This is a genomic window from Novosphingobium sp. fls2-241-R2A-195 (assembly GCF_030209485.1).
Taxonomy (GTDB): Bacteria; Pseudomonadota; Alphaproteobacteria; order Sphingomonadales; family Sphingomonadaceae; genus Novosphingobium; species Novosphingobium resinovorum.
In genome coordinates, this window is record NZ_JARVRY010000005.1 from 30,828 (window position 1) to 54,373 (window position 23,546).

The window sequence follows — 23,546 nt, forward strand, 5'->3', positions numbered from 1 at the left end:
AAGGACGGCTGGGGTAACGCCAGCCTCATGGAATCACGATCCGCCTGTGTCTTCGGGATCGACCGCTCGCTGACCGGCAAAGCCTGGCGTTGGCGCGGCGGTAACATGGACCTCTCCGACAGCTTCGGCAGAGGTCCGGCCGGTCTCGAAGACGATATCGTCACCCAGCTCCTGCTCTCGCGCGGCGTCGCCCGCGAGGATCTCGAGCGCCATCGCAATCCCAGCCTGCGCGCGTTCCTGCCCGACCCTTCGGCTTTCCGCGACATGGACGCCGCGGCGGAGCGGCTGGCGCAGGCGGTCATGACGAACGAGACCACAACCGTCTACGGCGACTATGACGTCGATGGAGCGACCAGCGCGGCGCTGCTGATCCTGCTGCTGCGCGCGCTTGGCCACCAAGCCCGCTATTACATCCCTGACCGGCTGCTCGAAGGCTATGGCCCCTCGGGTGAGGCGCTGGTGAAGATCGCCGGCGAAGGCTCCAGCCTGATCGTCACCGTTGATTGCGGGGCGATGGCGCACGAAGCGCTCGACATGGCCCACGAGGCAGGGGTCGACGTGATAGTCGTCGATCATCACAAGTGCTCGCCGGTGCTGCCCCGCGCCACCGCGCTGGTGAACCCCAACCGGCTCGACGAAGACGACCTGGCGGCATCCCACGGCCATCTCGCCGCCGTTGGCGTCGCCTTCCTGCTGGCCGTCGCGACGGTCCGTACGCTGCGCAAGCGCGGCTACTTCGAAAGCCGCCGCGAGCCCGACCTGTTCGCCCTGCTGGACCTCGTCGCGCTTGGCACCGTTGCCGACGTCGCCGCACTGCATGGCCTCAATCGCGCCCTCGTAGCGCAGGGCCTGAAGGTCATGGCCAAGCGCGACAACATCGGGATGTCGGCGCTGATAGATGCCAGCCGTCTCGGCCGGGCACCCACCTGCAGCGACCTTGGTTTCGCACTGGGCCCACGCATCAACGCCGGAGGGCGCGTTGGCGAATCAACCCTCGGGGTACGCCTGCTCACCAGCACCGATGCCGACGAAGCACGCGACATCGCCGCACAACTCTCCCGCCTCAACGACGAGCGCCGCTCCATCGAGCAGGCAGTCCAGGAAATGGCCGAAGCCCAGATCGAACGGCAGCATAACCGTGCCGTCATCATCTGCGCGGGCGAAGGCTGGCACCCCGGCGTGATCGGCATCGTCGCCGGTCGCATCAAGGAAAAGACCGGCAAGCCTGCCCTCGTCATCGCGCTCGGCGCGGACGATGCGGGCAACGGCAAGGGATCGGGCCGCTCGATCCCCGGCGTGGACCTTGGCGCTGCAATCATCGCCGCGCGCGAGGCAGGGCTGCTGCAGGCCGGTGGTGGACATGCCATGGCCTGCGGTCTCACCATCGCGCCCGACAAGCTGGATGCGCTGTCGGACTGGCTGGATGACCGTCTCGCCGCCGACGTATCCCTGGCCAGCGCCAACCGCCACATGCTGCTCGATCTGGCGCTGGCACCGGGCGGTCTCGTTCCCTCGCTTATAGAGACACTCGAAAGCGCCGGTCCTTACGGCATGGGCTGGCCGGGCCCACGCGTAGCGGTCGGCCCGGTGCGCATCGTCAAGGCGGACGTCGTGGGCGCCGACCACCTGCGGCTGATCGTCTCCGGTCCCGACGGCGGCCGGTTCAAGGCGATGGCCTTCCGCGGTGCCGAAACCGACATGGGCCAGGCCCTTCTCCACGCCACCCACGGCCGCAAGCTCTGGCTCGCGGGCCGGGCGAAAATCGACGACTGGGGCAGCCGTCCGGCGGCGGAATTGCACCTCGACGACGCAGCATTCTGCGATTGAAACGAAAGGTTCAAAAAAGTTTCCAGATAAGGGTTGACCACCCTTGGGCCCGCGTTTAGAGGGCCGGTCCTGCCTCCGGCGCAACCCGGTTTGGCCCCTTCGTCTAGCGGTCTAGGACGCGGCCCTTTCACGGCTGAAACACGGGTTCGATTCCCGTAGGGGTCACCATCGGTCACGGTGGGAGGTAACAAAACGGCTTTATGGCCCCTTCGTCTAGCGGTTAGGACGCGGCCCTCTCACGGCTGAAACACGAGTTCGATTCTCGTAGGGGTCACCATCCGGAATTTTCCGGAAAAGTCGTTTGAAATGGCCAGATGGCCCCTTCGTCTAGCGGTCTAGGACGCGGCCCTTTCACGGCTGAAACACGGGTTCGATTCCCGTAGGGGTCACCATTTATCACGGTGTATCAAGCGCCTCGCCCATCACCGGCAAGCTCCCCAACCTCCTGTTCGCTGCGCCTGATCGAGGTGCAGGTGATCGGCATGCGCGGCATTGTAGTCGGGTGACAGCACCGTGGAGAAGGGGCCGCAGGCATTGTCGCGGACTTCGTGCAGAAAGCGCGATGCTGCGGAATCTCTTCCTGCCCAATCACGTAAAACGCTGATTCGACGCCCATTTTCCAGCACGAAGGCGGCGACATCGATTGCGTTGCCGGTCGCATGTTCGCTCCAGCGACCTTCCTTGCCGCCGCCGATCCTGCGGCAGTTTGCGGTGCCGAGATGCTCGATGCGCGCCACCTTCGTACCCAATGCGGATTGAGCAGCGGGCTGCACTCCATGGCGCAGCCACCATGCCAGACCGGCATCGACGGCGCAGGTCGCCTGCGCTCCGGCCGGGCGCAGCTCTACGCCCAGTGCCTCCGGCGCGGAAAGCCGTTTGCGGTCGTCACGGCGGCACTCAGCGGCACTCAACGGTGCCAGAGCCGTACCATCGATGCCCGAACGCTCCAGAAACGTGCGGCAAAGCTGCCTGTCCGCGCGCAAGGCAGCGAGTTTGCGCCCCGTCGCCCAGCCATCGGCATCGTCGAGCGAAAGAGGCGCCCACGGATCATGCTGCGGATGGTCGTGAAGCCATGCCCGTCCCGCCAGCAGGACACCGCCCAGCAGCAGGAGTGTCAGGGCGATGCGGTCGAGCAGAGCCAGCGTCATACCCCTGGATAAGTCTCGCGCCGGTCTATCGTTGCCTCCCATGGGCAAGTCCGCGGAGGCTGTTCGCAAGCCTGTGGAAAACGCGTGGATAGAACGCGCAAAAAAGGGGAGCGCATCGCACTCCCCTTTTCGATCCAGCGAAGCAGCCGACCTCAGGAGATCGGCGGCACCGGCTGCGAAGGCGCGTCCGCGTCTTCCTCATGGACTTCGACCAGCCCGCGCCCGACGTGGCTCTTGCGGTAGCCATAGGCGAAGTAGAACACGAGGCCGATCGCGCCCCAGATCGGCAGCACCAGCATCGCTTCCGTTGGCAGGTTGAAGAACAGCGTCACGCAGCCGATGATCGCGATTGGAGCCACCACCCACACCAGCGGCGTGCGGAACGGACGATGGCGATGCGGATCACGCACGCGCAGGATCAGCACCGCGACCGACACCATCAGGAACGCGAAGAGCGTGCCCGAGTTGGAGATGTCCGCCAGCTGGCCGACCGGCAGCAGCGCCGCGGCGATCGCCACGAAGATGCCGGTGATCAGGGTGACGATGTGCGGCGTCTTCCACTTGGGGTGGATGGTCGCCAGCTTCTCCGGCAACAGACCGTCGCGCGCCATCACGAAGAAGATGCGGGTCTGACCGTAGAGCATCATCAGGATGACCGAAGGCAGCGCCAGGTTCGCTGCGAGGCCGATGAGGTCCCCCGCGCGGGTGTAGTTGATCGAGCGCAGGACGTGCGCCAGCGCCTCCTGCGAGCAGACCAGCGGCTGGCTGCCCTTGGCGGCGAGCGCCGCGCACTGCGCGGTGAACTCTGCCGAGCCGGGCTGCGTGCCCAGCGCGGTCGGCTGGGCGCCGATGGCACCGATCGCGCCGGCTGCGACGAGCAGGTAGAACACGGTGCACAGCGCGAGGCTTCCGATCAGGCCGATCGGCACGTTGCGCTGCGGGTTCTTCGTCTCTTCCGCAGCGGTCGAAACCGCGTCGAAGCCGACATAGGCGAAGAAGATGGAAGAAGCGGCCCCGACTATGCCGAGACCGCTGGTGCCGGCCGGTCCGAACCAGCCATTGGGTGCGAAGGGTGCGAAATGCTCGGTATTGAGCACCGGCAGCGCAAGGATGACGAACATCGTCAGCGCCGCCACCTTGATCGCGACCAGAACCGCGTTGAAAGTCGCGCTTTCCTTGGTGCCCAGCATCAGCAGGAAAGTCACCGCGAGTGCCACGACCACGGCGGGCACATTGATGATGCCGCTGGAGAAGTCGACGCCGGTGAGCGACCACGTCGGCCCGGCCGCCAGCATCGCCGGTAGCTCGAACCCCGTCAGACTTTTGAGCAGGCCCATGAAGTAGCCGGACCAACCGACGGAGACCGCCGAAGCCGCGACAGCATATTCAAGGATCAGCGCCCAACCGACCATCCAGGCCAGCACTTCGCCGACGACGGCATAGGAGTACGTGTAGGCCGAGCCCGAAACCGGCACCATCGAGGCCAGTTCCGAATAGCAAAGCGCCGCGACGGCGCAGACCGCGCCGGCGATGATGAAGCTCCACATCATGCCGGGACCGGCCTTCTGCGCAGCTGCGGCAGTGAGCACGAAGATACCGGTGCCGATGATGGCGCCGACGCCCAGAAGCGTCAGTTGGACAGGACCCAGTGATCGGTGAAGAGATTTCTTTTCCGCCGTCGCCAGAATGGCGTCGAGCGGCTTTACGCGTCCGAACATTTGGACCCCCGAATTGCGAATGACGGGAGGCTAACGACAAGGAGCCGCTTGGCAAGAGCCCCCTCCGCTAAATTCCCCAGCATTGTAATATTCTTACAACAATCCGGTATATCCGGAGCGACCCGCGATCGCACGGGCCATTCTGAAGATTTGCCGGGGACCAGATCGGGCGCTAGAAGCCCCACCATGTCCACGACATTCCAGATCGACACCGCGACCAGCCGCGCAAACCCCACTCCGGCACCGATGAAGCGCCTGACGATCCCGGCGATTCGCCGGCGCAAGAAGGACGGCGTAACCGAAGAACCGATCGTCATGCTGACGGCCTACACGGCACGGCAGGCGCAGTTGCTCGACGCCCATTGCGACCTCCTGCTCGTCGGCGACAGCCTCGGTCAGGTGATCTACGGATTGCCCTCCAGCGTGCCGGTGACATTGGAGATGATGATCGCCCACGGCGCCGCCGTCGTACGTGGCAGCTACCATGCCGCCGTCATCGTCGACATGCCCTTCGGCACTTACGAGCAGTCGCCCCAGCAGGCCTTCGCCAATGCCTCTAGGCTGCTCAAGGAAACCGGCTGCGCGGGCGTGAAGCTCGAAGGCGGAGCGGCGATGGCGGAAACGGTGCGCTTCCTGAACGAGCGCGGCATCCCCGTACAGGGTCACATCGGCCTGACCCCGCAGGCGGTGAACGTGCTCGGCGGCTACAATGCGCGCGGCCGCAGCGAGGCCGAGGCGGCCAAGATCGTCGCCGATGCCAAGGCGCTCGACGAAGCCGGGGCGTTCTCGATCGTGATCGAGGGCGTCGTCGAGACGATCGCCATCGAGGCCACCCGCGCCATCGCCTGTCCCAGCATCGGCATCGGCGGCTCGGCACAGTGCGACGGGCAGGTGCTGGTTACCGAAGACATGCTCGGCATGTTCGAGCGGGTGCCGCGCTTCGTGAAGAAGTATGCCGACATGGGCTCGGTGGTTTCGGAAGCAGCCGCGCAGTACGCCGCAGAAGTGCGCGATCGCAGCTTCCCCGGCATCGAGCAGACCTACCAGCCGAAGTGACCGGGTCAGGTGACCCACGCGAAACCAGCTTTTCCGGTTTCGCCCGTTGCGGTGATTTATCCTCCCTGTCGCGCAGCGATGGGGAGGGGGACCGCCCGCGCAGCGGGTGGTGGAGGGGTAGAACCCCCTCCGTCAGCCCTGCAGGCTGCCACCTCCCCATTGCTTCGCAACAGGGAGGATGAACTACCGCTCACCACCCCAATCAGACCTCCCCCAATCAGACCACCCACCCCGCTCAGCCTGAGCCTGTCGAAGGCCCCGAGGCAGGGCGTAAGGTTCCCTATGCTTCGACAAGCTCAGCATGAGCGGAGTGGGTGGGGCAACGTCCATTTCCCACCCACTCAGCTGTAGTCGCCGTCGAAAATACGGCGCGGAAGCATACCCGGCGCCTAGCGTGCCGCCCTGCCCTGCAACCGGCGACGGGCCTCGGCGACGGGCGCGGTATTGCCAAGCAGCGCCTGCGCCTTGTCAAGCAGCGCCCGCGCTTGTGGGGCATAGTCCCCGCTTGCCGCATAGCTGTATCCCAGGGCCTGCGCCGCAAGCGGATTCGATCGCTGGAGGCGATAGGCCGCGAGCGCATTCTCCCGCGCAGCGGCAAGGTCACCGGTGCCGGCCTCCGCCATGGCAAGGTCTGCGCGCAGATCCACGTCGCCCTCGCCGCCATTGTTGCGCAGCCACGCCAGGATCGTCCGGGCGCGCCCGAGATCGCCCGCACCGACCGCCAGTTCCGCCGCCGCGTGCAAGGCCGGGCGGCTGGTGGGGTTCTGGCCGAGGTAGGCGGCGACCAGTTCGCGCGCGCCCTTCAGGTCGTGCGCCATCGCATAGGCCGCGAATCGGCGCTCGAAGAGGCTTTCCGGCAGCCGGATCTGCGAGGCCAGCGCGTAGCGCTCCTGCGCCTCGGCGGCGTGACCCATCGCCAGTTGCACGTCGCCTGCGAGGGCCTGCGCATCGTAGAATCCGGGGTCGGACCGGAGCATCGCCTCCGCTGCGACTTGCGCCTCGCCGGTCTGGCCGAGATGCAGCATCTGGCCGATGCGGCCGCTCTCGCCCAGTACCCGAAGCTGAGCGCCCTGCCCCCTCGCCGCCCGATCAAGCAACTCCCCTGCATGCTGACGATCGCCGAGAACTTCCCACGCCCGCGCCACGGTGGTGAGCATGTAGGGTGATGCGTCGCCGTCGGCGATGTCGTCGGCGAAGCGCAGGATGGCATAGCGGTACTGCCCCGCCATGACGATCGCACGCAGCAGCAGTTCGCGGGCGTGCATATTGTCCGGGCGCAGCCGCAGCGCCGCTTCGAGCGCCTCGGCCGCCGCTTCCGGGTTGTCGGCAGCGATCTCGGTGATGCCGCGCAGGATGAGCACGGCGGGCTGGTCGTCAAGCTTGCCCTTTGTCCGCGCCAGCAGCCCGCGCGCGAGGCCGTAGTTGCCCGCCCTCGCCGCCAGCACCGCCTGCAGGTAGAAGGCGCGCGGGTTCTTCGGACTGAGTTCGAGTACGCGCCGGGTGATCGTCAGGCACTCGCTCGCGTGGCCCAGTTCGCCCAGCGTCGCGGCATATTCAAGCAGGACCGAGACGTCCTTGGGGTCGCGCGTGATCGCGCGCTCGAACCACGGGATCGCGGCCAGCAAGCCATAACGATCGCGCACAAGCTGACCCCGGAATTCCAGCGCGCGCACGTTATTGCCATCAAGCTCAAGCGCGCGGTCGGCCGCCTCGATCGCCAGCAGGTGCTCGCCGCCCGCATAGCGCAGGCGCCCGACCTCGACCCAGAGCCCGGCATCGTTCGGCGTGATCGCCAGTGCCCGGTCGTAGGCACGTCCGGAAGCCGGAAGGTTGCCGTCGAGCCGCTCCAGCAGCCCCAGTGCGCGCCAGCCCTCGGCGGCGCTGGCCTCGGTGAACTCGCCGCGGGCAAGATAGGGCCGCGCGCGGTCGCGGCGGCTTTGCGCGAGCAATGCCTCACCCATGTAGGCGTTGACCTCCGGCGGTGCGGCTCCCTGTTCGAGCGCCGCGCGCAGCTTCATTTCCGCGTCGATGCCGTCACCCCGGGCGATGGCCTTGCGGCCTTGCCCGATCAGCTTGTCGGCGCGGGAAATCTCGCCGACGGCAACCGGCGTCGCGGTCGTCAGAACCAGCGAGAAGCACAAGGCCAGCACCAGCAGCGGCGGTACCACCGCCGCGCCCCACCTGACAAATCTCCAGAAACGCCCCCCGCGCATCGAAGATCAGGACGGCTGCAAGTCGTACTGCTTGAGCAGGTCGTACAGCGTCGGCCGGCTGATCCCGAGCATCTTGGCAGTGCTGGAAATGTTGCCCTCGCTGCGGGCCAGCGCATGGCGGATGACCTTGCGATCCGCCGCCTCGCGCGCGGTCTTGAGGTTCAGAGCCGTCGCCACCTGCTCGTCGGGACCGGCCAAGTCGAGGTCGCTGGCACAGACCAGTTTCTCATCCGCCATGATCACCGCGCGCTTCACCCGGTTCTCCAGCTCGCGCACGTTGCCGGGCCAGCCCCAGGCATCGATCGCCGCCAGCGCATCGGCGGAAAAGCCCCGCACGCGAGGGTTCATCTCCTTGGCGTAGCGGGTCAGGAACGCCTTCGCCAGCAGCGTCGGATCGCCCGGCCGCTCGGCGAGGCCCGGGATGCGCACGACGATCTCGGCGAGGCGATAGAACAGGTCTTCGCGGAACCGCCCTTCGGCGATCATCCCCTCGAGGTTCTGGTGCGTGGCACAGACGACGCGGGTATCGACCGGGATCGACTGGCGGCTGCCGACGCGCTCGATCACGCGCTCCTGCAGGAAGCGCAGCAGCTTGACCTGCAGCTGCAGCGGAATGTCGCCCACTTCGTCGAGGAACAGGGTGCCGCCCGCCGCCTGCTCGATCTTGCCCGGCGTGGTCTTCACGGCGCCGGTGAAGGCGCCCTTCTCGTGCCCGAACAGCTCGCTTTCGAGCAGGTTGTCCGGGATCGCCGCGCAGTTGATCGCCACGAACTCGCGCTTGGCGCGGCCGCTGGCCTCGTGGAGCCCGCGCGCCAGCAGTTCCTTGCCAGTGCCGCTCGCCCCCAGCAGCATCACCGAGACGCTGGTGTTCGCCACGCGCTCTATGGTGCGCGCCACTTTAACCATTTCCGGCGCGGCGGTGATCATCCGGCCGAGGACTTTCTCGTCCTTCTCCACCTTGCCGGCGAGGCGGCGGTTCTCTTCCTCGAGCCGGTGCAGGTGAAGCGCGCGGCGCACGATGTGACCGAGCGCATCGATGTCGACCGGCTTCTGGTAGAAGTCGTAGGCCCCGCGCGCGATCGCCTGCAACGCGCTTTCCCGCGCCCCGTGGCCCGATGCGACGACGACCTTGGTGTCGGGCTTGAGCGCCATGATCTCGTCGAGGATCGCAAAACCCTCGGTGGTGCCGTCCGGGTCCGGCGGCAGGCCGAGGTCGAGCGTCACCACGTCCGGCATCTCCGAGCGCAACAGCGCGATGGCGCTGGCGCGGTCCCCGGCGACGAAGACCTCGAAATCCTCGTAGGCCCACTTGAGCTGTGCCTGAAGCCCGGCGTCGTCCTCGACGATGAGCAGCTTGGGCAGAGATTCAGTCATCAGGCCACCTTCTCGGCGTAGTTCGGATAGATGTCGGTCGCCGCCGCCAGCGGCAGGCGCACCGTGAAGCGAGAGCCCAGCCCCTCGCGCGATTCGACGTCGAGACGGCCGCGCATCGCGCGCACCAGCTCGCGCGCCTCGAAGGCGCCGATGCCGAAGCCGCCCGACTTGGTCGAGACGAAAGGCTTGAACAGGCGGTTGCGCACGAAGTCGGCGCTCATGCCGGTGCCGCTGTCGAGCACCTCGAAGCGGGCGTTGATCCCTTCGACCACGAGCGACAGGAACACCGGACTCTCCGGCTCGCTGGCATCGACGGCATTCTGGACGAGGTGGACGAGCACCTGCTCCAGCGAATGCCGACTGGCGGTGACCATGATGTCGCGCGATTCGGCGAGGACGACCTGCGAGCTGTCCTTGAAGCGTTCCATGACCAGCCCGAGCACCTCGGTCGCGGCCACCTGCTCGACCCGGTCCACGCCGCCTGAACCGTAGCGCGAGAGGCGCGCCAGCAGGGCATTGAGCTTGTCCGAGGAATTGCGCAGCGTCACCAGCATGTCGGCGCGGAAGGCGGGTTTTTCCGCGTGAAGTTCGGCATTGCGCGCCAGCAGGCTGAACTGGCTGGCGAGGTTCTTGATGTCGTGCATCACGAAGGCGATGCGACGGTTGAAGTCCTCGAACCGCGCGGATTCGGCGAGCGCGAGCTGGCTGGCATTCTCCGAGAGATAGCTTGCTACCTGCTGGCCGATGACGCGCAGGAGGTCGAAGTCCTCCCAGTCGAACTTGCGCGCCAGTTGCGGCCGGGCCAGCACCACCATGCCGACGAGGCGGTCGTAGTGAACAAGCGGGATCAGCGCCCAGGCGCGCGGGTGGTCGATCAGCCAGTTCGGGATCGTGGTTCCGCTCTCACGACCCGCGCGCACATCGTCGAGATCGGCGATATAGCCGGTCCGCTCGAAATGGGCGATGTCCTGCACCGGGATCGCGACTGCGGGCACCTCGATCTCGCGCCAGTTCCAACGGGCGGCAAGGGTCAGTTCGCCGTGCTCGCCGGGGGTAAGGAGCAGGCCCGCCGGGCTCTCGAAGACATCGGCCATCGACTGGACGACGCGCTCGCCGAGGGCCGCGCTCTGGTCGGAGCCGATGGTACGGGTGAAGCGCAGCCATTCCTCGCGATAGTCGTAGCGGTGCTGGAAGAAGTGCTTGGCCAGCATGACCTTGAACCACAACCGCACCCGCCGCGAAGGCAGCACGACAAGCGCGAAGGCGCTGCCGAGTGTCAGGAAAGCCAGTTCGACCAGCCGCGCGAAGTTGCCGCCCGCGTAGGACAGCCACTGCGCAACCGCCACCATGGCCACGAGATAGACGCCGATGACCATCAGCGAGAAGGTCTGGAACGTCACCGCGCGCGACGGGCGCAGGCGCAGGTCGTCACGGTTCTTCGCCCCGCCGATTGCGATGCAGACGGCGACGGCGATCGCGGCGAGGCCTCGAATCGCGGCGATCTCGTAAGGCCAGTTACCCGCGAGATAGGCGATGGTGTAAAGGTTGAGGTCGAAGGCCCAGAGCACCGCCAGCCCCATCGCGGGCCAACGCAAGGCCCCCCGCGATTCGCGCGGCGCCCCCGCATAGAGATTGTGCGCGAGAACGAGACCGCCAACGGTCACCAGCAGCCGGAACATCACGTTGAACTGGAACGCGAAGCTGAGAACGTCGCTGTCGATTTCCAGCCGCGAGAGGCTCGAATTGACGACGAGATGAATGATCTCGACCGCGCCGAGCGCGAAGATCACCGGCCGGATCGGCGCCACGCTGGCATCGCGCCCGTCGCTCGCGAACAGGCGATAGACCACCACCAGCCAGGCGAGGTTGCGGGCGCTTTCCGAAAGCGCAGGCAGGAACGTCACTTCCGGCGTACCGATGCCGAAAGCGCACGCCAGGCTCCACAAGCCGGTAAAAAGCAGCGCGACGACCATGGCCGTGCCCGCAGCCCCGAACCGGTCGCGGCGGGAGAACAGCCAGATTGCGATGCTCGCCAACGCGATGGCCCCCGTCAGGTCGAGCCCGACGCCCATCGTCGCCCAGACGGCGGAGGCCTTCATCATCGCGCGCCCTCGCTCCAGAGCACCACGCGCAAGGTCTGGAGGATGATCAGGAAGTCGAGGAAAGGCGTATAGTTCTTGGCATAATAGAGGTCGTATTCGAGCTTGTTGCGCGAATCCTCGATCGAGGCGCCATAAGGGTAGTTGATCTGCGCCCAGCCGGTGATGCCCGGTTTCACCATGTGTCGCTCGGCATAGTAGCGCAGTTGATCCTCGAGGTCCGCGACGAATTCGGGGCGTTCGGGACGCGGGCCGACGAAGCTCATCTCGCCCTTCAGGACGGTCCAGGCCTGCGGCAGTTCGTCGATGCGGACCTTGCGGATGAACTTGCCGATGCGGGTCACGCGCGGGTCGTCCTTCGACGCCCACTGCGCGCCCGCAGCCTCGGCGTCGGTGCGCATGGAACGTAGCTTAATGACGTCGAAATGCTGGCCGAACAGGCCGACGCGCGGCTGGCGATAGAAGGCCGGTCCCCGGCTATCGACTTTCACCAGGAGCGCGAAGATCAGGATGACCGGCGCGGTAACCGCCAGCAACAGCAGGCTGACGGCGATGTCGAACACGCGCTTGGCCGCGCTGGAGATCGCCCGGCCGGACGAGAAACCGTCGGAGAAGATCAGCCAGCTCGGGTTGACGGTGTCGAGATCGACGCGGCCGGTCTCGCGCTCCAGGAAGCTGGAGAACTCGTTGACGTGGACGCCCGCCGTCTTGATGCGCAGCAGGTCCTTCAATGGCAGCGCGTTGCGCCGTTCCTCCAGCGCCAGCACCACTTCGCTGACTCCGAGGTTCTCGACGTAGCGGGTCAGGTTGTTGATGGCCGAGCGGGAGATGGCCTCCTCGACCACCGGCACGCTTTCACTCATTGCGACATAGCCGACGATGACGAAGCCGCTCTCGGGACGCTCTCCCAGCACCCGCAGGCGCTGCGCGCGCTCGCCCGCACCGAGCACGAGCACCCGGCGGCGAAACGCGCTGGTGCCGAGGAAACCGCCCAGCAGCAGCCGGTTGAAGATCATCAGCACGATCGCGAAGGCCATCGAATAGGCCAGCGTCGAGCGCCAGAAATTCTGCCCGCCGACAAGAAAGTCCACGAAGGACAGCGCAATGACGCCGAGCGAAATCGCCACCAGCAACCGCGCCGCGGCGAACCGCATTGATCGCAGCGCGTCGGCTCCATAGACGCCTACCGCCACCATCGACAGCGAGATCACCGCGGCAAAGGCGCCATGCGCGATAAGCCGGTCGGCCAGCGGCGCCGGGTCGATGCCGATCTGCTGGGCGCGCAGCCGCCATGATGTCTCGTTGGCCGCCGCCAGCAACAGCACGTCGACCAGCCAGAGCAGCACCACGGCATGCGGAATATAGTGTTTGAACAGACGAATCATCGTCGCTTGCGCCATCCCTCGTGGCCGAATTCCGGCACTCGAACGATGGCCTAAGCTAAAGGCGTAAAATGTCGGTTACCTTGACAGGTGTGCCAATAAAATCAGTATTTTTACCGAAAACCTGGAACACTGCGCTGTCGGAGCACCTTACATCCCCTGCTTCGCCATAAGGCGCAGCGCCGTCAGCGTGAGGGCCTGTGCGCCCGAGGCGATCACCTTGTCGGCCTGCGGTGCCCAGAACGGGCTGTGCAGCGAAGGCATCGGCGGACCTCCGGCCTTCGCCGCCGCCAGCTTCGCCGGATCGGCACCGCCGACCCAGAAGATCACCGACTTGATGTGCGCCTCATCGGCGCGGCGGAACTCGCCGAAATCCTCGCCGCCCATCGCCGAAGGGGTGATCACCACGTTGTCCGCACCCATTTTCCCCTTGAGGTCGGCGACGGCCTCCTCGGCGAACTCGGGCGTGTTCCAGGTCGCGCGGGTGTGCGGCTCCTTGACCTGGATCTGCGGCATCAGGTCGTCCGGCAGGCCCGATGCGATCGCCTCCCCACGCGCGACGCGGGCGATGCCGTCGAGCAGCCGCTGGCGCGTCTCGTCGGAATAGCTGCGCACCGTCAGTTCCAGCTTCGCCTGATCGGAAATGATGTTGTGCTTGGTCCCGGCGTGGAACGACCCGACCGTCACCACTACGGGATCGAGCGGATTGGTCTCGCGGCTCACCAGCGTCTGCAGCTTCATCACGATCGCGCTGGCGAGCACGATCGGGTCGCGCGTGGTCTGCGGATAGGCGCCGTGCCCGCCGACCCCGCGCACGAGCATGTCCACGCTGTCCACATTGGCGAGCGCCCAGCCTTTCGCCGCGCCGACGACACCGGCGGCAAGCTCGGGCGTGTCATGGAACGCCAGCGTGTAATCAGGCTTGGGAAAGCGCGTGTAGAGCCCGTCCTTGAGCATCTCCAGCGCGCCCAGCCCCATCTCCTCGGCCGGCTGGCCGATCATGACCAGCGTGCCCGACCACTCCGCCTTGCGCGCGGCCATGAGACGCGCCGTTTCGATCCAGGCGGTCATGTGCGTGTCGTGACCGCAGGCATGCATGATGCCGCTTTCCACGCCCGCCGTGGACGTGCCGCGCCTGTTTGACGCGAAGGGCAGCCCGGTCTGCTCGATAACCGGCAGCCCGTCCATGTCCGCGCGGATGAGGATGGTCGGCCCCGGCCCGTTCTTCAGGACCGCGACTATGCCGGTGCGTCCGACCTTCTCGGTGACCGTGAAACCCGCCTTGCGCGCGGCATCGGCCATGATCTTGGCACTGCGCACTTCCTGAAAGCTGAGTTCGGGATTGGCGTGTAGATCGCGATAAGTCTCCATCAGCCCCGGCAGGTCACGCGCCACTGTATCGGCAACGGGCTCTGCCATTGCAGGCAGGGAAACGCTCGCAAGAACGCAGGCGGATGCAAGGAGAACGGCGCGCATGAGCGAAAGCTACGTCAGCCCCGCCAGCTCCGCAATCGGCGTGAAGTTTTTCTCATAGGCCCGATAGAAACTCCGTATCGACATTCTCTACCAAATGAATAGATTGACCCTCGAAGCGCAGGGCTCGCCTGTTCTTCCGCGGCATTTGATGGCTGTCAGCTTGCTCCGCGTCACCAACCGCTAAAGCGCACGAAACCGCAAGGCGACAACGCCGGGCTTCGTGCCTCCCGATGGAGATACGAAATGTTCAACTCGATCCCCCGCATCACCTCGCAAGTCCTGCGTGCCCGGCCCGGTACCGACGTGCGCCTGCCACATCCCTCGTGGCGCGGCGCCACCGATTCGCCGCCGAGAGGCGGCGCGGCCACGATCCGCAGCGCGGGCGACTTCTGGTCCCGCCTCGGCCTGTGAGGCTTCTGCAATGACCCCATCGGGCGGCATCGAAATCCGCATCTCTCCAGCCGGAGTTCGATGTCGCCCGTTAACATCACTTGTGACACAGTAGGCCCGTGAAGACCGCGCTCATCATCCGCCACGTTCCCCACGAAGGGGTCGCAGGCTATCGCAAGCCCATCGAGGACGCCGGCTACGAAGTCAGCCGGATCGACGTCACCGACCCGGAATTCTCAACCCTCGATCTGCGCGAGCCGGACCTGCTCATCATGATGGGCGGGCCGATGGGCGTCTACGAGCAGGACCGTCATCCCTGGATCGGCTGCCAGCTACGCCGCCTTGCTATGCGACTGGAGGCGGACCGTCCGACGCTGGGCGTGTGCTTCGGCGCGCAGATGATGGCCAGCGCGCTCGGCGCCAGGGTGTTTCCCGGCCCGGCGAAGGAAGTCGGCTTCCACCCCGTTCAGGTTCACGAGCACGCCGCCGACAGCCCGCTGCGCCATGTGCGCGAAGTGCCGGTGCTGCACTGGCACGGCGACACGTTCACCAAGCCGGAGGGCGCGGAATTCCTGGCCTCGACCTCGCTTTACGAGCATCAGGCGTTCCGCCGGGGCCGCAATCAGCTGGCGTTGCAGTTCCATGCCGAAATGGGCGAGGACCCGCGCTTCGACGCCTGGATCGACCAGTGGCCCGAAGCCGTCGTCGAGGCGGGAGGCTGCCCTCAGGCACTCCGCCAGCGCCACGACGAACTCGGCCCCGGCGCGGTTGCGGCGGGGCGCGCGATGATCGCCGACTGGCTGCAGGGCCTGAACTAGCCGTACCGCCCGATTCGCGCGACGCTCCGGCTGGCGGCGGGGGCGTAGCAGGATTACTCTGCGGCCATGGCTGACGGCATTCCCACGCGGCGCTCGATGAACTGGCGCACCTTGCCCCCCACACTCGCCCGCGCGCTGGCGGGATTCTTCCCGGTCAGCGTCTTCGCGCTAGTCCTGCTGTGGATGATGGGCGAGTGGGGCGTCCTTGGCGGCATGATCGCAGGAACCGTGCTCGGCGCCGTGGCCGCCTGGGCGCTGACGCGGCTGATCGCGGCCTACCCGCTGGTACAGTGGGTAGCGGCAATCGTCGTCGCGCTGTTGCTGGTCCTCGTCATCGCCTCATTGTGCTGAGGACGATCGAAGGAAGTGGTGCCCCTGGCCCGACTCGAACGGGCACGCCTTTCGACAAACGATTTTGAGTCGTTCGCGTCTACCATTCCGCCACAGGGGCACGGAAACGAGGCGCGACGCTTAGACGGCACTTCGTCAGGGTTCAAGCCCGTTCAGAAGATCCAGTCCATCGCGACGTGGAGAAGACGCGATTTCATCGCCCCCTTGCGCGATCCGAGCGTCCCGATCTCGAAGCGCGGACCATCATCGTCGGTCTGATATGTCAGCTTCAGCCGCGTCTTCTCGGGCTTGAGCAGCTCGATCTCGCCCACCGCCTGCGACCGCAGCGACGTGCGCGCGTTTATCGTCGGCACGGCGGTCAGGTCGAATTGCCGCTGCTTCGCCAGAGGCACCGGCTGCTCGGCGAATGCAGGCGAAGGCGCCGCCGCAAAAAGCAGCGCAAGGGCGCAACGGCGAGGGACATGGCGTTCCATGTCTCAGCGTTTTACACCCGTTTGCGGAAAATTCCGCGACGGTTTCGTTTCAGTTCAGAGAATCACCCTCCGAGACACGCCGAAACGTGCCTCAGAGGGGGATGAAATCATGCTTTGAGGGCGGTCGCGACGATCTTGTGCAGGCGCGAATGCAGCACGTCGTTGCCCGCGAGGATCTCGGTGTCGCAGATCGGGTTCGAACGACCCTTCCAGTCCGACACGAAACCACCGGCCTCACGCACGAGCAGGCAACCCGCTGCGGTATCCCACGGCTTGAGGTCCGATTCCCAGAATCCCTCGTAGCGGCCAGAGGCGACCCAGGCGAGATCGAGCGCGGCCGATCCGAAGCGGCGAATGCCCGCCACCTGCGGCGCGAGGCCGTGATAGATCTTGGTCCAGACGCCGTGATCGCCGTGCCCCGCGAACGGAATGCCGGTTGCGATCAGGCTCTCGTCGAGATGACGGCGCGAGGAGACGCGCAGGCGGCGGTCGTGCAGCCACGCACCGCGTGCCTTCTCGGCCCAGTAGCTTTCGTCGGTGACCGGGTTGTAGATCAGGCCGGCGGTGACCTCACCCCAGCCCTTCCCGTCCAGACGCGGCTCCTGCACCGCGATCGAGATCGCGAAGTGCGGGATGCCGTGAAGGAAGTTGGTCGTGCCGTCGAGCGGATCGACGATGAAGCGCGGCTTGGTCGGGTCGCCCTCGATCTCGCCGGCTTCCTCGAACAGATAGCCCCAGTCCGGCCGCGCGGCGCGCAGTTCGTCCCAGATGGTGCGCTCGGAAGCCTGGTCGGCCTTCGACACGAAGTCCGCAGGGCCCTTGCGGCTGACCTGCAGGTGCTCGATTTCGCCGAAGTCGCGACGCAGGCGGTTGCCGGCCTTGCGGGCGGCCTTCTCGATGACGCGGATGAGACCGGAAATGGCGGCCATGACTGTACTTCACTCCTGTGGGCCGAGTTCGGCCCCGATTGTCAGCGGCCTTGCGGCGCGGGTTTGGCGGGGGCCGTGCCGGCGGCAGGCGCAGTCGGCTTGTAGCCGCAGATCTGGGCCATGACGCTCAGCAGTTCGCTGGGATTGTCACGGCTGATCTTGCCCGAATTCTCGGCGATCACCTTGTCCATCGATTCGGTGATCTTGCCGAGCGAATTGTCGTAGATGCAGCCGACGAGCGCGCCCTTGACCGGTTCCTCGATCTTGTCCGACTGCAATCCGCTGATGAGCACCTTGAGGTAGAGCATCGCATGCTGTGCCTGCGAGTCGCCGCCTGCGGGTGCCGCAGCGGCAGGCTTGGCGGCGCTCTTTGCAGCAGCCTTGGGGGCAGCGGCGCAGGCAACGGAGGAAGTTCCCGCGATCGCCAGGGCGGCGGTCGCGACGGTCAGGACGAGCTTGTTCATTCAGTCTGCCTTCTTCACGTAAGTCTTTTCATAGACGTCCACGATGATGCGCGTACCGCTTTCGATGTGCGGCGGCACCATCACGCGCACGCCGTTGTCGAGAACGGCGGGCTTGTAGCTGGACGAGGCGGTCTGGCCCTTCACCACGGCGTCGGCTTCGACGATGGTGGCTTCGACCTGCTCGGGGAGCTGGACCGAAATCGGGCGCTCTTCCCACATTTCCAGGCTCACCTGCATACCGTCCTGAAGGAACGCGGCAGCATCGCCCAGCAGATCGGCGGGAAGCGAGATCTGGTCGTAGTTCTCGGTATCCATGAACACCAGCTCGTCGCCCTCGGCGTAGAGGAACTGGAAGTCCTTGGTGTCGAGGCGGACGCGCTCGACGGTGTCGGCACTGCGGAAGCGCACGTTGGTCTTGCGGCCGTCGATCAGGTTCTTCATCTCGACCTGCATGAAGGCGCCGCCCTTGCCGGGCTGCGTGTGCTGCGTCTTCGCGACCTTCCAGATGCCCTTTTCGTATTCAAGGATGTTACCGGGACGGATATCGACGCCACTGATCTTCATGGTTCTGGCCTTCAGGATGGGAAAGAGCTGAATCGCGGGGCCACAGCAGGCGCGACCCTCGAAAGGATGCGCCCTTAGACGAGGTCGCGAGGCATGGCAATTGCTTCGCGCCGATGCTAGCTGAATGCCATGAAGCGTGCCTCCCTTCCCGTTGTGCTGTTGGCCCTCGTCGCCGGCTGCGCCTCCGCAGAGCCTGCCCCGCCTCCGGTGAGCGGCGGGCTGATCTCCACCCTACCCATCGGCACTTACAGCTGCGAGATGGCGGGCGACGCGGGCGGCCTCGTCGGCAAGCCTTTGCCGGACTACGAGTTCCGCGTGGTCAATGCCTCGGCTTACAAGGCGGGCGGCATTCGCGGCAGCTACCTGCTGACCGGCGATTACGTGACGATGACCGGCGGCAAGCTCAAGGGCCTCAAGCTGCACCGGCTCAAGGACACGTACTTGCGCAAGGTCGAGGACAACGGCAGCGACGGCGAAATGCGCTGCGTTCGCAGTTCGCGTCGCTGATCGCGGATCATCATCGCCGGCGCGGTTTGCCCTTGAGGTAGGGCGGCCCTAGCTCTCGGAAAACTCCGGGAGCGGGCAATGGAACTTCAACTGCAGGGCAAGGTCGCGATCGTCACCGGCGCGACCGCGAACATCGGCCGCGCCGTTGCGCTGGACCTCGCAGCCGAGGGCGCCCTGCCCGTCCTCGTCGGCAGAGACCACGAGGCAGGCGCAAGGCTGGTCGCCGACTGCAAGGCGCGCGGCGCACCCGAGGCGGTGTTCGTCGCCGCCGACATGCTGGACCCTGTCTCTCCCGCGATAGTGCTGAAGGCCGCCGAAGCGCTCGGCCCCGTAGCGGTGCTGGTGAACAACGTCGGCGGCAACGTCGACCAGGGCCTCTTCGTCGATTCCGATCCGGCGAAATGGATGGCGGACATCGACCTCAACTTCGGCACCGTGCTGCGCATGACCCATGCCGTGCTGCCCGGCATGATCGCCCGCAAGGCCGGGGCGATCGTCAACGTCGGTTCAACCGCCGCACTGGTGGGCGACTACATGCTGCCGGTCTATTCGGCCGCCAAGGGGGCGGTGCACAGCTTCACCGTGGTGCTCGCCAAGGAAGTCGGCGCTCACGGGATTCGCGTCAATGCCGTCGCGCCTTACGCCACGATCCCGACCGACCCGGCCAGCCTCAGCAGCGGCAGCCGCTTCAACCCCGAAACCGGCCTGTTCTCGAAAGGCGCCGCCAGCGTCAGCGAAGAGGACCGCGCGCTGCGCCAACGCCGCACGTTCGTCGGCCGTCCCTTTGCTACGCCTGAGGAAATGGCGGCGATGGTGACTTTTCTGGCCTCGGCGCGGGCCAGCTTCATCACCGGGCAGGTCTACCCCGTGGACGGCGGCGCCCTGCTCTGACGGGAGATAAACGATGATCGACCAAACTGCCGTGCAGGCACTCATCGACAAGGAAGCGATTCGCGAACTGGTGCTGCTCTACTCGCGTGCGATCGACCGGCAGGACATCGCCCTGCTGCGCGACCTCTATACCGATGATGCCACCGACACCCATGGCGACAGCTTCGACGGTCCGGCGGGGGACTACTGCGACTTCATCGCCCGTGCCTTTCCGCACATGCCCTACTCCGGGCATCACGTGTGCAACCACCTGATCGCGGTCGATGGAGACGTGGGCAGCGGCGAGGTCTACGGCCTGGCCTGGCACCTCATCCCAACCCGCGAAGGCGGGCGCGAGGAGGACTTCATGGCTGTGCGCTACATCGACAACTACCGGCGCTGTGCCGACGGGCGATGGCGCTTCTCCAGGCGGGTCGTGACGTATGATTTCAAACTGCGCCGTCCATTCGACGGCGGCGGCCTGCTCGGGCTCGCAGAACGCGATCCAAGCTATGCCGAATGTCTCCAGCCGCTGTTCCGCAGGGGAACGCGCGGCTGAAGCTTATGTTCGGGAGTTCAGGCGCCAACCAGCCCGCGAATCGCGCTTTCGAACAGGCCGCGCCCGTCCGTACCGCCATGCGTGGTCTCGATCGCGCGCTCGGGGTGCGGCATCATGCCCAGCACATTGCCCGCATCATTGAGCACGCCCGCGATAGACCGCGCCGAACCGTTAACCTCCTCGGCATAGCGGAAGGCGACGCGGCCTTCGCCTTCGAGGCGGTTCAAGGTCTCTTCGTCGGCGAAGTAGTTGCCATCGTGGTGCGCCACCGGGATGCGCACGACCTGCCCCGCTTCGTAGGCATTGGTGAACAGCGACTGCGCGTTCACGACCTCGAGCCCGACTTCACGGCACACGAAGTTCAGCCCGGCATTGCGCAGCAGCGCGCCCGGCAGCAGCCCGCTTTCGGTCAGGACCTGGAAGCCGTTGCACACACCGAGCACCGGCACGCCCTTGTCCGCCGCCGCGATCACCGCCTGCATGATCGGCGAACGCGAGGCGATCGCGCCGCAGCGCAGATAGTCGCCGTAGGAGAAGCCGCCCGGAACGGCGATGAAGTCCAGACCCTCGGGCAGTTCGCTGTCGCCGTGCCAGACGCGGTGGGGCGCCGTGCCCGATACCTTCTCCAGCGCCGTCGCCATGTCGCGGTCGCAGTTCGAGCCCGGGAAGGTGATGACGGCGGAGGTGAAGGCCATCAGGCGGCCACCTTCTCGATGCGGTAGTTCTCGATCACCATGTTGGCGAGGAGCTTGCGGCACATGTCGTCGATCGCCTCGTCGGTGACGCTCTCGGCAACGTCCAGCTCGAACAGGCGGCCGGCGCGCACGTCGTTGACGCCGGAAAAGCCGAGGCCCTCCAGCGAGTGGTGGATCGCGCGACCCTGAGGATCGAGGACACCGGGCTTGAGGCTGACGTGGACGCGGACTTTCATCTGGCGGGCCTTTCGCAGGATAGCGGGCAGATTCGTTGGATGCGCCTATGACCCTTCGCAGCCGCCGGGGCAAGGTTGAACGCGCCGTTGAATGGGCCGCTACGACCTGCCATCACTCGGCGATGAGCAGCGCAGCATCCATTTCCTTCACCGATCAGGTCGCCATAGTTACCGGAGCAGGCACCGGGCTCGGCCGCGCCTATGCGCTCGAACTGGCACGGCGCGGGGCCAAAGTCATGGTCAACGATCTCGGAGCGGCGCGGGACGGATCGGGCCAGTCCGACGCGGCGCTGCAGGTCGTCGAGGAAATCCGCGAGATCGGCGGCGAGGCCATGGCTGATGGCGGCGACGTCTCCGACTACACGCAGATGGAAGCGATGGCCGCCCGCGCGAGGGAAGCCTGGGGCGGCATCCATGTCCTCATCAACAATGCCGGCATCCTGCGCGACCGCACGTTCGCCAAGATGGACCCCGCCGATTTCGAGTTGGTCGTGCGTGTCCACCTCCTCGGCAGCGCTTTCGCGACGAAGGCTGTATGGGAGACGATGCGCGAGCAGAACTACGGCCGCGTGCTGATGACGACCTCCTCTACCGGGCTTGGCGGCAATTTCGGGCAGGCGAATTACGGCGCGGCCAAGGCGGGCGTGCTCGGCCTCGCCCGGACACTGCGGCTGGAAGGCGCGAAGTACGGCATCCGCGTCAATACCATCGTGCCCACCGCCGGCACCCGCATGACCGCCGACATTTTCCCCGAGGAAGCCTACAAGGCGTTCGAGCCCGGCAATGTCGTGCCCGCCGCCGTGTTCCTTGTCTCTCCCGAGGCGCCGACCGACGCCATCCTCGCGGCGGGTGGCGGCGTGTTTCAGGGCACATGGATCACCATGAACGAGGGCGTCCTGCTCCCCGAAGCCGCCCGCAGCGCCGAGGACGTCGCCGCCGCATGGCCCCGCATCACCGACCGGTCAGGCGACCACCCGTTCGAGACCGGCATGGACCAGGCACATCATGCGTTGTCGATGCTGCTGATGCGGGCGCCTTAACAAGCGGAGGCAATTGCGATTGACGGTGCCTGCCCACGCGGGCAGCTTCGCAGCCGCTTAAGGGGAACGCCTTGTATTCCGAAGACGATCTGCAATCCGCCGTCAGTGCCGGAGCCATCAGCGCCGAGGCGGCGGACGCCCTGCGCGCCCATGTGGCTACGACACGCGTGGTGCCGATGGCGGACGAGGAGAACATTCGCCTCGTCACCAGTTTCAACGACATCTTCGTGGGAATCGCCTGCCTGCTGGTGATCTTCTCCGGCGTTTACGCGGCGGGCGCCAATGACCAGCGGTGGTGGATGGCCGGCCTGCTCGTCGCCATCGCCAGTTGGCTGATGGCCGAGATCTTCACGCGCAAGCGCCGCATGGCCCTTCCCTCGATCATCGTGCTCGCCTCGTTCGTCGTCGGCCTCGGGCTTTTTGCCGGAGCGCTCGTCGCGGAGGCCCTGCCCGAGCATCGGGTGCCGGTCTATTATGAGTTCAATGGCGAGCGGCACGTCTGGCACCGGATGGAGCGCTATCCCTGGCAGGACGCAGCCATCATGCTGAGCGCCGCCATAGCGGCCGGGGTCGGGGCGCTGCTCCACTGGCTGCGTTTCCACGTGGCGATCACGATTGCGGCCGGAACCGGCGCCGTCGTGCTGCTCCTGCTTTCGGCGATCGCCTGGGCCACCGGGCAGGCATTGGCGGCCAACCCGGTCCTCGCGCCCGCCGCCTTCCTGTGCGGGCTGGCGGTCTTCGCCTTCGCCATGCGCTGGGACTTGTCCGACCGGGCTCGGCGGACCCAGCGCGCTGACATCGCGTTCTGGCTCCACCTGCTCGCCGCGCCGCTGATCGCGCATTCGCTGTTCTACTGGCTGGGCGTGCTGAACGGCGACGACGTGACTCCGGGCCATGCCGCAGGGGTGCTCGTCACCTATGTGGCATTTGCGCTCGTCGCCCTGCTGGTGGACCGGCGGGCTCTGCTGGTGTCGGCGCTGATCTACGTGCTGGCGGCATTGAACGGCCTGCTGCGCAATGCCGGTACGATCGAGATGAACCTGGCGATCTCCACGCTGTTCGTCGGTGCGGCGCTGCTCGCGTTGTCGGTGTTCTGGACCCCGCTGCGCCGCGCCCTGCTGACGCTGGCGCCGGAAAGCTGGCGCGAACGGCTACCCGCTTCGACTTAAGCATCCTCCCTGTCGCAAAGCAATGGGGAGGTGGCAGTCGTGGAGCGACTGACGGAGGGGGCTTTTCCCCTCCACCACCGACTGCGTCGGCGGTCCCCCTCCCCATTGCTTCGCAACGAGGAGGATACATTTGCCGTCATCCCAGCGAAGGCTGAGACCGCTATGGCCATGAAGCGGCCTATCGACGG

The 23,546-nt window shown here is 66.2% G+C and carries 23 protein-coding genes and 4 tRNA genes; 13 read left to right on the forward strand and 14 right to left on the reverse strand.

The window, feature by feature from the left end; genetic code table 11:
• Positions 1-27: 27 nt before the first annotated feature.
• The 4 genes from recJ to QRN25_RS04925 all read left to right on the forward strand — a co-directional run bounded on the left by recJ (position 28) and on the right by QRN25_RS04925 (position 2,219).
• A complete protein-coding gene (gene recJ / locus QRN25_RS04910) occupies positions 28-1,827 on the forward strand; it encodes a single-stranded-DNA-specific exonuclease RecJ (RefSeq protein ID WP_285017764.1) in 1,800 nt (599 codons plus the stop codon).
• Between the two features lie 92 nt (positions 1,828-1,919).
• Positions 1,920-1,995: transfer RNA gene (locus QRN25_RS04915), tRNA-Glu, on the forward strand.
• A 34-nt stretch (positions 1,996-2,029) separates the two neighbouring features.
• Positions 2,030-2,104 (forward strand) — tRNA-Glu (locus QRN25_RS04920).
• A 39-nt stretch (positions 2,105-2,143) separates the two neighbouring features.
• Positions 2,144-2,219 (forward strand) — tRNA-Glu (locus tag QRN25_RS04925).
• A gap of 30 nt (positions 2,220-2,249) precedes the next feature.
• Here QRN25_RS04925 and QRN25_RS04930 read toward each other — a convergent pair.
• Positions 2,250-2,975: an extensin-like domain-containing protein gene (locus tag QRN25_RS04930; protein ID WP_285017765.1), complete on the reverse strand. Its 726-nt coding sequence runs from the start codon at positions 2,973-2,975 to the stop codon at positions 2,250-2,252.
• Positions 2,976-3,127: 152 nt separating this feature from the next.
• A complete protein-coding gene (locus QRN25_RS04935) occupies positions 3,128-4,693 on the reverse strand; it encodes an amino acid permease (protein WP_285017766.1) in 1,566 nt (521 codons plus the stop codon).
• A 186-nt stretch (positions 4,694-4,879) separates the two neighbouring features.
• Between QRN25_RS04935 and panB the strand changes: the two genes are divergently transcribed.
• Positions 4,880-5,749 carry a 3-methyl-2-oxobutanoate hydroxymethyltransferase gene (gene panB / locus QRN25_RS04940; protein WP_271184231.1) on the forward strand — a complete coding sequence of 290 codons (870 nt, stop codon included), beginning with the start codon at positions 4,880-4,882 and terminating at the stop codon, positions 5,747-5,749.
• A 389-nt stretch (positions 5,750-6,138) separates the two neighbouring features.
• On the opposite strand, the gene QRN25_RS04945 is transcribed toward panB, so the two are convergent.
• The 5 genes from QRN25_RS04945 to QRN25_RS04965 form a co-directional block, all read right to left on the reverse strand.
• Entirely contained in the window at positions 6,139-7,917 is a 1,779-nt protein-coding gene (locus QRN25_RS04945; RefSeq protein WP_285017767.1) for a tetratricopeptide repeat protein, read from the reverse strand.
• Between the two features lie 51 nt (positions 7,918-7,968).
• On the reverse strand, positions 7,969-9,336 hold the full coding sequence (gene prsR / locus QRN25_RS04950) for a PEP-CTERM-box response regulator transcription factor (RefSeq protein ID WP_285017768.1): 1,368 nt from the start codon (positions 9,334-9,336) through the stop codon (positions 7,969-7,971).
• Positions 9,336-11,438 carry an XrtA/PEP-CTERM system histidine kinase PrsK gene (gene prsK / locus QRN25_RS04955; RefSeq protein WP_285017771.1) on the reverse strand — a complete coding sequence of 701 codons (2,103 nt, stop codon included), beginning with the start codon at positions 11,436-11,438 and terminating at the stop codon, positions 9,336-9,338. The genes prsR and prsK overlap by 1 nt, the downstream gene beginning before the upstream one ends.
• Positions 11,435-12,820 (reverse strand): TIGR03013 family XrtA/PEP-CTERM system glycosyltransferase, encoded by a 1,386-nt coding sequence (locus QRN25_RS04960; protein WP_008828394.1) that lies wholly within the window; start codon positions 12,818-12,820, stop codon positions 11,435-11,437. Before QRN25_RS04960 ends, prsK begins: the two co-directional genes overlap by 4 nt.
• A 147-nt stretch (positions 12,821-12,967) precedes the next feature.
• The gene (locus QRN25_RS04965) at positions 12,968-14,293 is read right to left on the reverse strand and encodes an amidohydrolase (protein ID WP_285017772.1); all 1,326 of its coding nucleotides are present in this window, start codon (positions 14,291-14,293) and stop codon (positions 12,968-12,970) included.
• Between the two features lie 243 nt (positions 14,294-14,536).
• Between QRN25_RS04965 and QRN25_RS04970 the strand changes: the two genes are divergently transcribed.
• From QRN25_RS04970 to QRN25_RS04980, 3 genes are all read left to right on the forward strand, one after another.
• Complete coding sequence (locus QRN25_RS04970) at positions 14,537-14,704, forward strand: hypothetical protein (protein WP_271184237.1); 168 nt, start codon at positions 14,537-14,539, stop codon at positions 14,702-14,704.
• Positions 14,705-14,802: 98 nt separating this feature from the next.
• The gene (locus QRN25_RS04975; RefSeq protein WP_008828396.1) at positions 14,803-15,501 is read left to right on the forward strand and encodes a glutamine amidotransferase; all 699 of its coding nucleotides are present in this window, start codon (positions 14,803-14,805) and stop codon (positions 15,499-15,501) included.
• A gap of 66 nt (positions 15,502-15,567) precedes the next feature.
• Entirely contained in the window at positions 15,568-15,852 is a 285-nt protein-coding gene (locus QRN25_RS04980) for a hypothetical protein (RefSeq protein WP_285017773.1), read from the forward strand.
• A 16-nt stretch (positions 15,853-15,868) separates the two neighbouring features.
• On the opposite strand, the gene QRN25_RS04985 is transcribed toward QRN25_RS04980, so the two are convergent.
• The 5 genes from QRN25_RS04985 to efp form a co-directional block, all read right to left on the reverse strand.
• A tRNA-Leu gene (locus QRN25_RS04985) sits at positions 15,869-15,952 on the reverse strand.
• A gap of 52 nt (positions 15,953-16,004) precedes the next feature.
• Positions 16,005-16,325, reverse strand: a complete 321-nt coding sequence (locus QRN25_RS04990) for a hypothetical protein (RefSeq protein ID WP_008828398.1) — start codon at positions 16,323-16,325, stop codon at positions 16,005-16,007.
• Between the two features lie 107 nt (positions 16,326-16,432).
• Positions 16,433-17,254: an inositol monophosphatase family protein gene (locus tag QRN25_RS04995; protein ID WP_008828399.1), complete on the reverse strand. Its 822-nt coding sequence runs from the start codon at positions 17,252-17,254 to the stop codon at positions 16,433-16,435.
• Between the two features lie 41 nt (positions 17,255-17,295).
• The gene (locus QRN25_RS05000) at positions 17,296-17,718 is read right to left on the reverse strand and encodes a hypothetical protein (protein ID WP_285017774.1); all 423 of its coding nucleotides are present in this window, start codon (positions 17,716-17,718) and stop codon (positions 17,296-17,298) included.
• Positions 17,719-18,282, reverse strand: a complete 564-nt coding sequence (efp, locus tag QRN25_RS05005; protein ID WP_285017776.1) for an elongation factor P — start codon at positions 18,280-18,282, stop codon at positions 17,719-17,721.
• 129 nt (positions 18,283-18,411) lie between these two features.
• Here efp and QRN25_RS05010 point away from each other — a divergent pair, with 129 nt between their 5' ends.
• From QRN25_RS05010 to QRN25_RS05020, 3 genes are all read left to right on the forward strand, one after another.
• Entirely contained in the window at positions 18,412-18,789 is a 378-nt protein-coding gene (locus QRN25_RS05010) for a hypothetical protein (protein WP_008828402.1), read from the forward strand.
• A 78-nt stretch (positions 18,790-18,867) separates the two neighbouring features.
• A complete protein-coding gene (locus QRN25_RS05015; RefSeq protein WP_285017777.1) occupies positions 18,868-19,680 on the forward strand; it encodes an SDR family NAD(P)-dependent oxidoreductase in 813 nt (270 codons plus the stop codon).
• A gap of 13 nt (positions 19,681-19,693) precedes the next feature.
• Positions 19,694-20,218 (forward strand): nuclear transport factor 2 family protein, encoded by a 525-nt coding sequence (locus QRN25_RS05020; RefSeq protein WP_285017778.1) that lies wholly within the window; start codon positions 19,694-19,696, stop codon positions 20,216-20,218.
• 17 nt (positions 20,219-20,235) lie between these two features.
• Here QRN25_RS05020 and purQ read toward each other — a convergent pair whose 3' ends face one another.
• Both purQ and purS read right to left on the reverse strand, forming a co-directional pair.
• A complete protein-coding gene (gene purQ / locus QRN25_RS05025) occupies positions 20,236-20,913 on the reverse strand; it encodes a phosphoribosylformylglycinamidine synthase subunit PurQ (protein WP_285017779.1) in 678 nt (225 codons plus the stop codon).
• Positions 20,913-21,149 carry a phosphoribosylformylglycinamidine synthase subunit PurS gene (purS, locus tag QRN25_RS05030; RefSeq protein WP_008828408.1) on the reverse strand — a complete coding sequence of 79 codons (237 nt, stop codon included), beginning with the start codon at positions 21,147-21,149 and terminating at the stop codon, positions 20,913-20,915. The genes purQ and purS overlap by 1 nt, the downstream gene beginning before the upstream one ends.
• Positions 21,150-21,271: 122 nt before the next feature.
• Here purS and QRN25_RS05035 point away from each other — a divergent pair, with 122 nt between their 5' ends.
• Both QRN25_RS05035 and QRN25_RS05040 read left to right on the forward strand, forming a co-directional pair.
• Entirely contained in the window at positions 21,272-22,189 is a 918-nt protein-coding gene (locus QRN25_RS05035) for an SDR family NAD(P)-dependent oxidoreductase (RefSeq protein ID WP_285017828.1), read from the forward strand.
• A 71-nt stretch (positions 22,190-22,260) separates the two neighbouring features.
• A complete protein-coding gene (locus QRN25_RS05040; protein ID WP_285017780.1) occupies positions 22,261-23,358 on the forward strand; it encodes a hypothetical protein in 1,098 nt (365 codons plus the stop codon).
• Positions 23,359-23,546: the final 188 nt, after the last annotated feature.

Coding starts and splice junctions, on each gene's coding strand:
- recJ (WP_285017764.1), top strand. CDS start 28: ATGGAATCACGATCCGCCTGTGTCTTCGGGATCGACCGCTCGCTGACC.
- QRN25_RS04930 (WP_285017765.1), bottom strand. CDS start 2,975: ATGACGCTGGCTCTGCTCGACCGCATCGCCCTGACACTCCTGCTGCTG.
- QRN25_RS04935 (WP_285017766.1), bottom strand. CDS start 4,693: ATGTTCGGACGCGTAAAGCCGCTCGACGCCATTCTGGCGACGGCGGAA.
- panB (WP_271184231.1), top strand. CDS start 4,880: ATGTCCACGACATTCCAGATCGACACCGCGACCAGCCGCGCAAACCCC.
- prsR (WP_285017768.1), bottom strand. CDS start 9,336: ATGACTGAATCTCTGCCCAAGCTGCTCATCGTCGAGGACGACGCCGGG.
- prsK (WP_285017771.1), bottom strand. CDS start 11,438: ATGATGAAGGCCTCCGCCGTCTGGGCGACGATGGGCGTCGGGCTCGAC.
- QRN25_RS04960 (WP_008828394.1), bottom strand. CDS start 12,820: ATGATTCGTCTGTTCAAACACTATATTCCGCATGCCGTGGTGCTGCTC.
- QRN25_RS04965 (WP_285017772.1), bottom strand. CDS start 14,293: ATGCGCGCCGTTCTCCTTGCATCCGCCTGCGTTCTTGCGAGCGTTTCC.
- QRN25_RS04970 (WP_271184237.1), top strand. CDS start 14,537: ATGTTCAACTCGATCCCCCGCATCACCTCGCAAGTCCTGCGTGCCCGG.
- QRN25_RS04980 (WP_285017773.1), top strand. CDS start 15,568: ATGGCTGACGGCATTCCCACGCGGCGCTCGATGAACTGGCGCACCTTG.
- QRN25_RS04990 (WP_008828398.1), bottom strand. CDS start 16,325: ATGGAACGCCATGTCCCTCGCCGTTGCGCCCTTGCGCTGCTTTTTGCG.
- QRN25_RS04995 (WP_008828399.1), bottom strand. CDS start 17,254: ATGGCCGCCATTTCCGGTCTCATCCGCGTCATCGAGAAGGCCGCCCGC.
- QRN25_RS05000 (WP_285017774.1), bottom strand. CDS start 17,718: ATGAACAAGCTCGTCCTGACCGTCGCGACCGCCGCCCTGGCGATCGCG.
- efp (WP_285017776.1), bottom strand. CDS start 18,282: ATGAAGATCAGTGGCGTCGATATCCGTCCCGGTAACATCCTTGAATAC.
- QRN25_RS05010 (WP_008828402.1), top strand. CDS start 18,412: ATGAAGCGTGCCTCCCTTCCCGTTGTGCTGTTGGCCCTCGTCGCCGGC.
- QRN25_RS05015 (WP_285017777.1), top strand. CDS start 18,868: ATGGAACTTCAACTGCAGGGCAAGGTCGCGATCGTCACCGGCGCGACC.
- QRN25_RS05020 (WP_285017778.1), top strand. CDS start 19,694: ATGATCGACCAAACTGCCGTGCAGGCACTCATCGACAAGGAAGCGATT.
- purQ (WP_285017779.1), bottom strand. CDS start 20,913: ATGGCCTTCACCTCCGCCGTCATCACCTTCCCGGGCTCGAACTGCGAC.
- purS (WP_008828408.1), bottom strand. CDS start 21,149: ATGAAAGTCCGCGTCCACGTCAGCCTCAAGCCCGGTGTCCTCGATCCT.
- QRN25_RS05035 (WP_285017828.1), top strand. CDS start 21,272: ATGAGCAGCGCAGCATCCATTTCCTTCACCGATCAGGTCGCCATAGTT.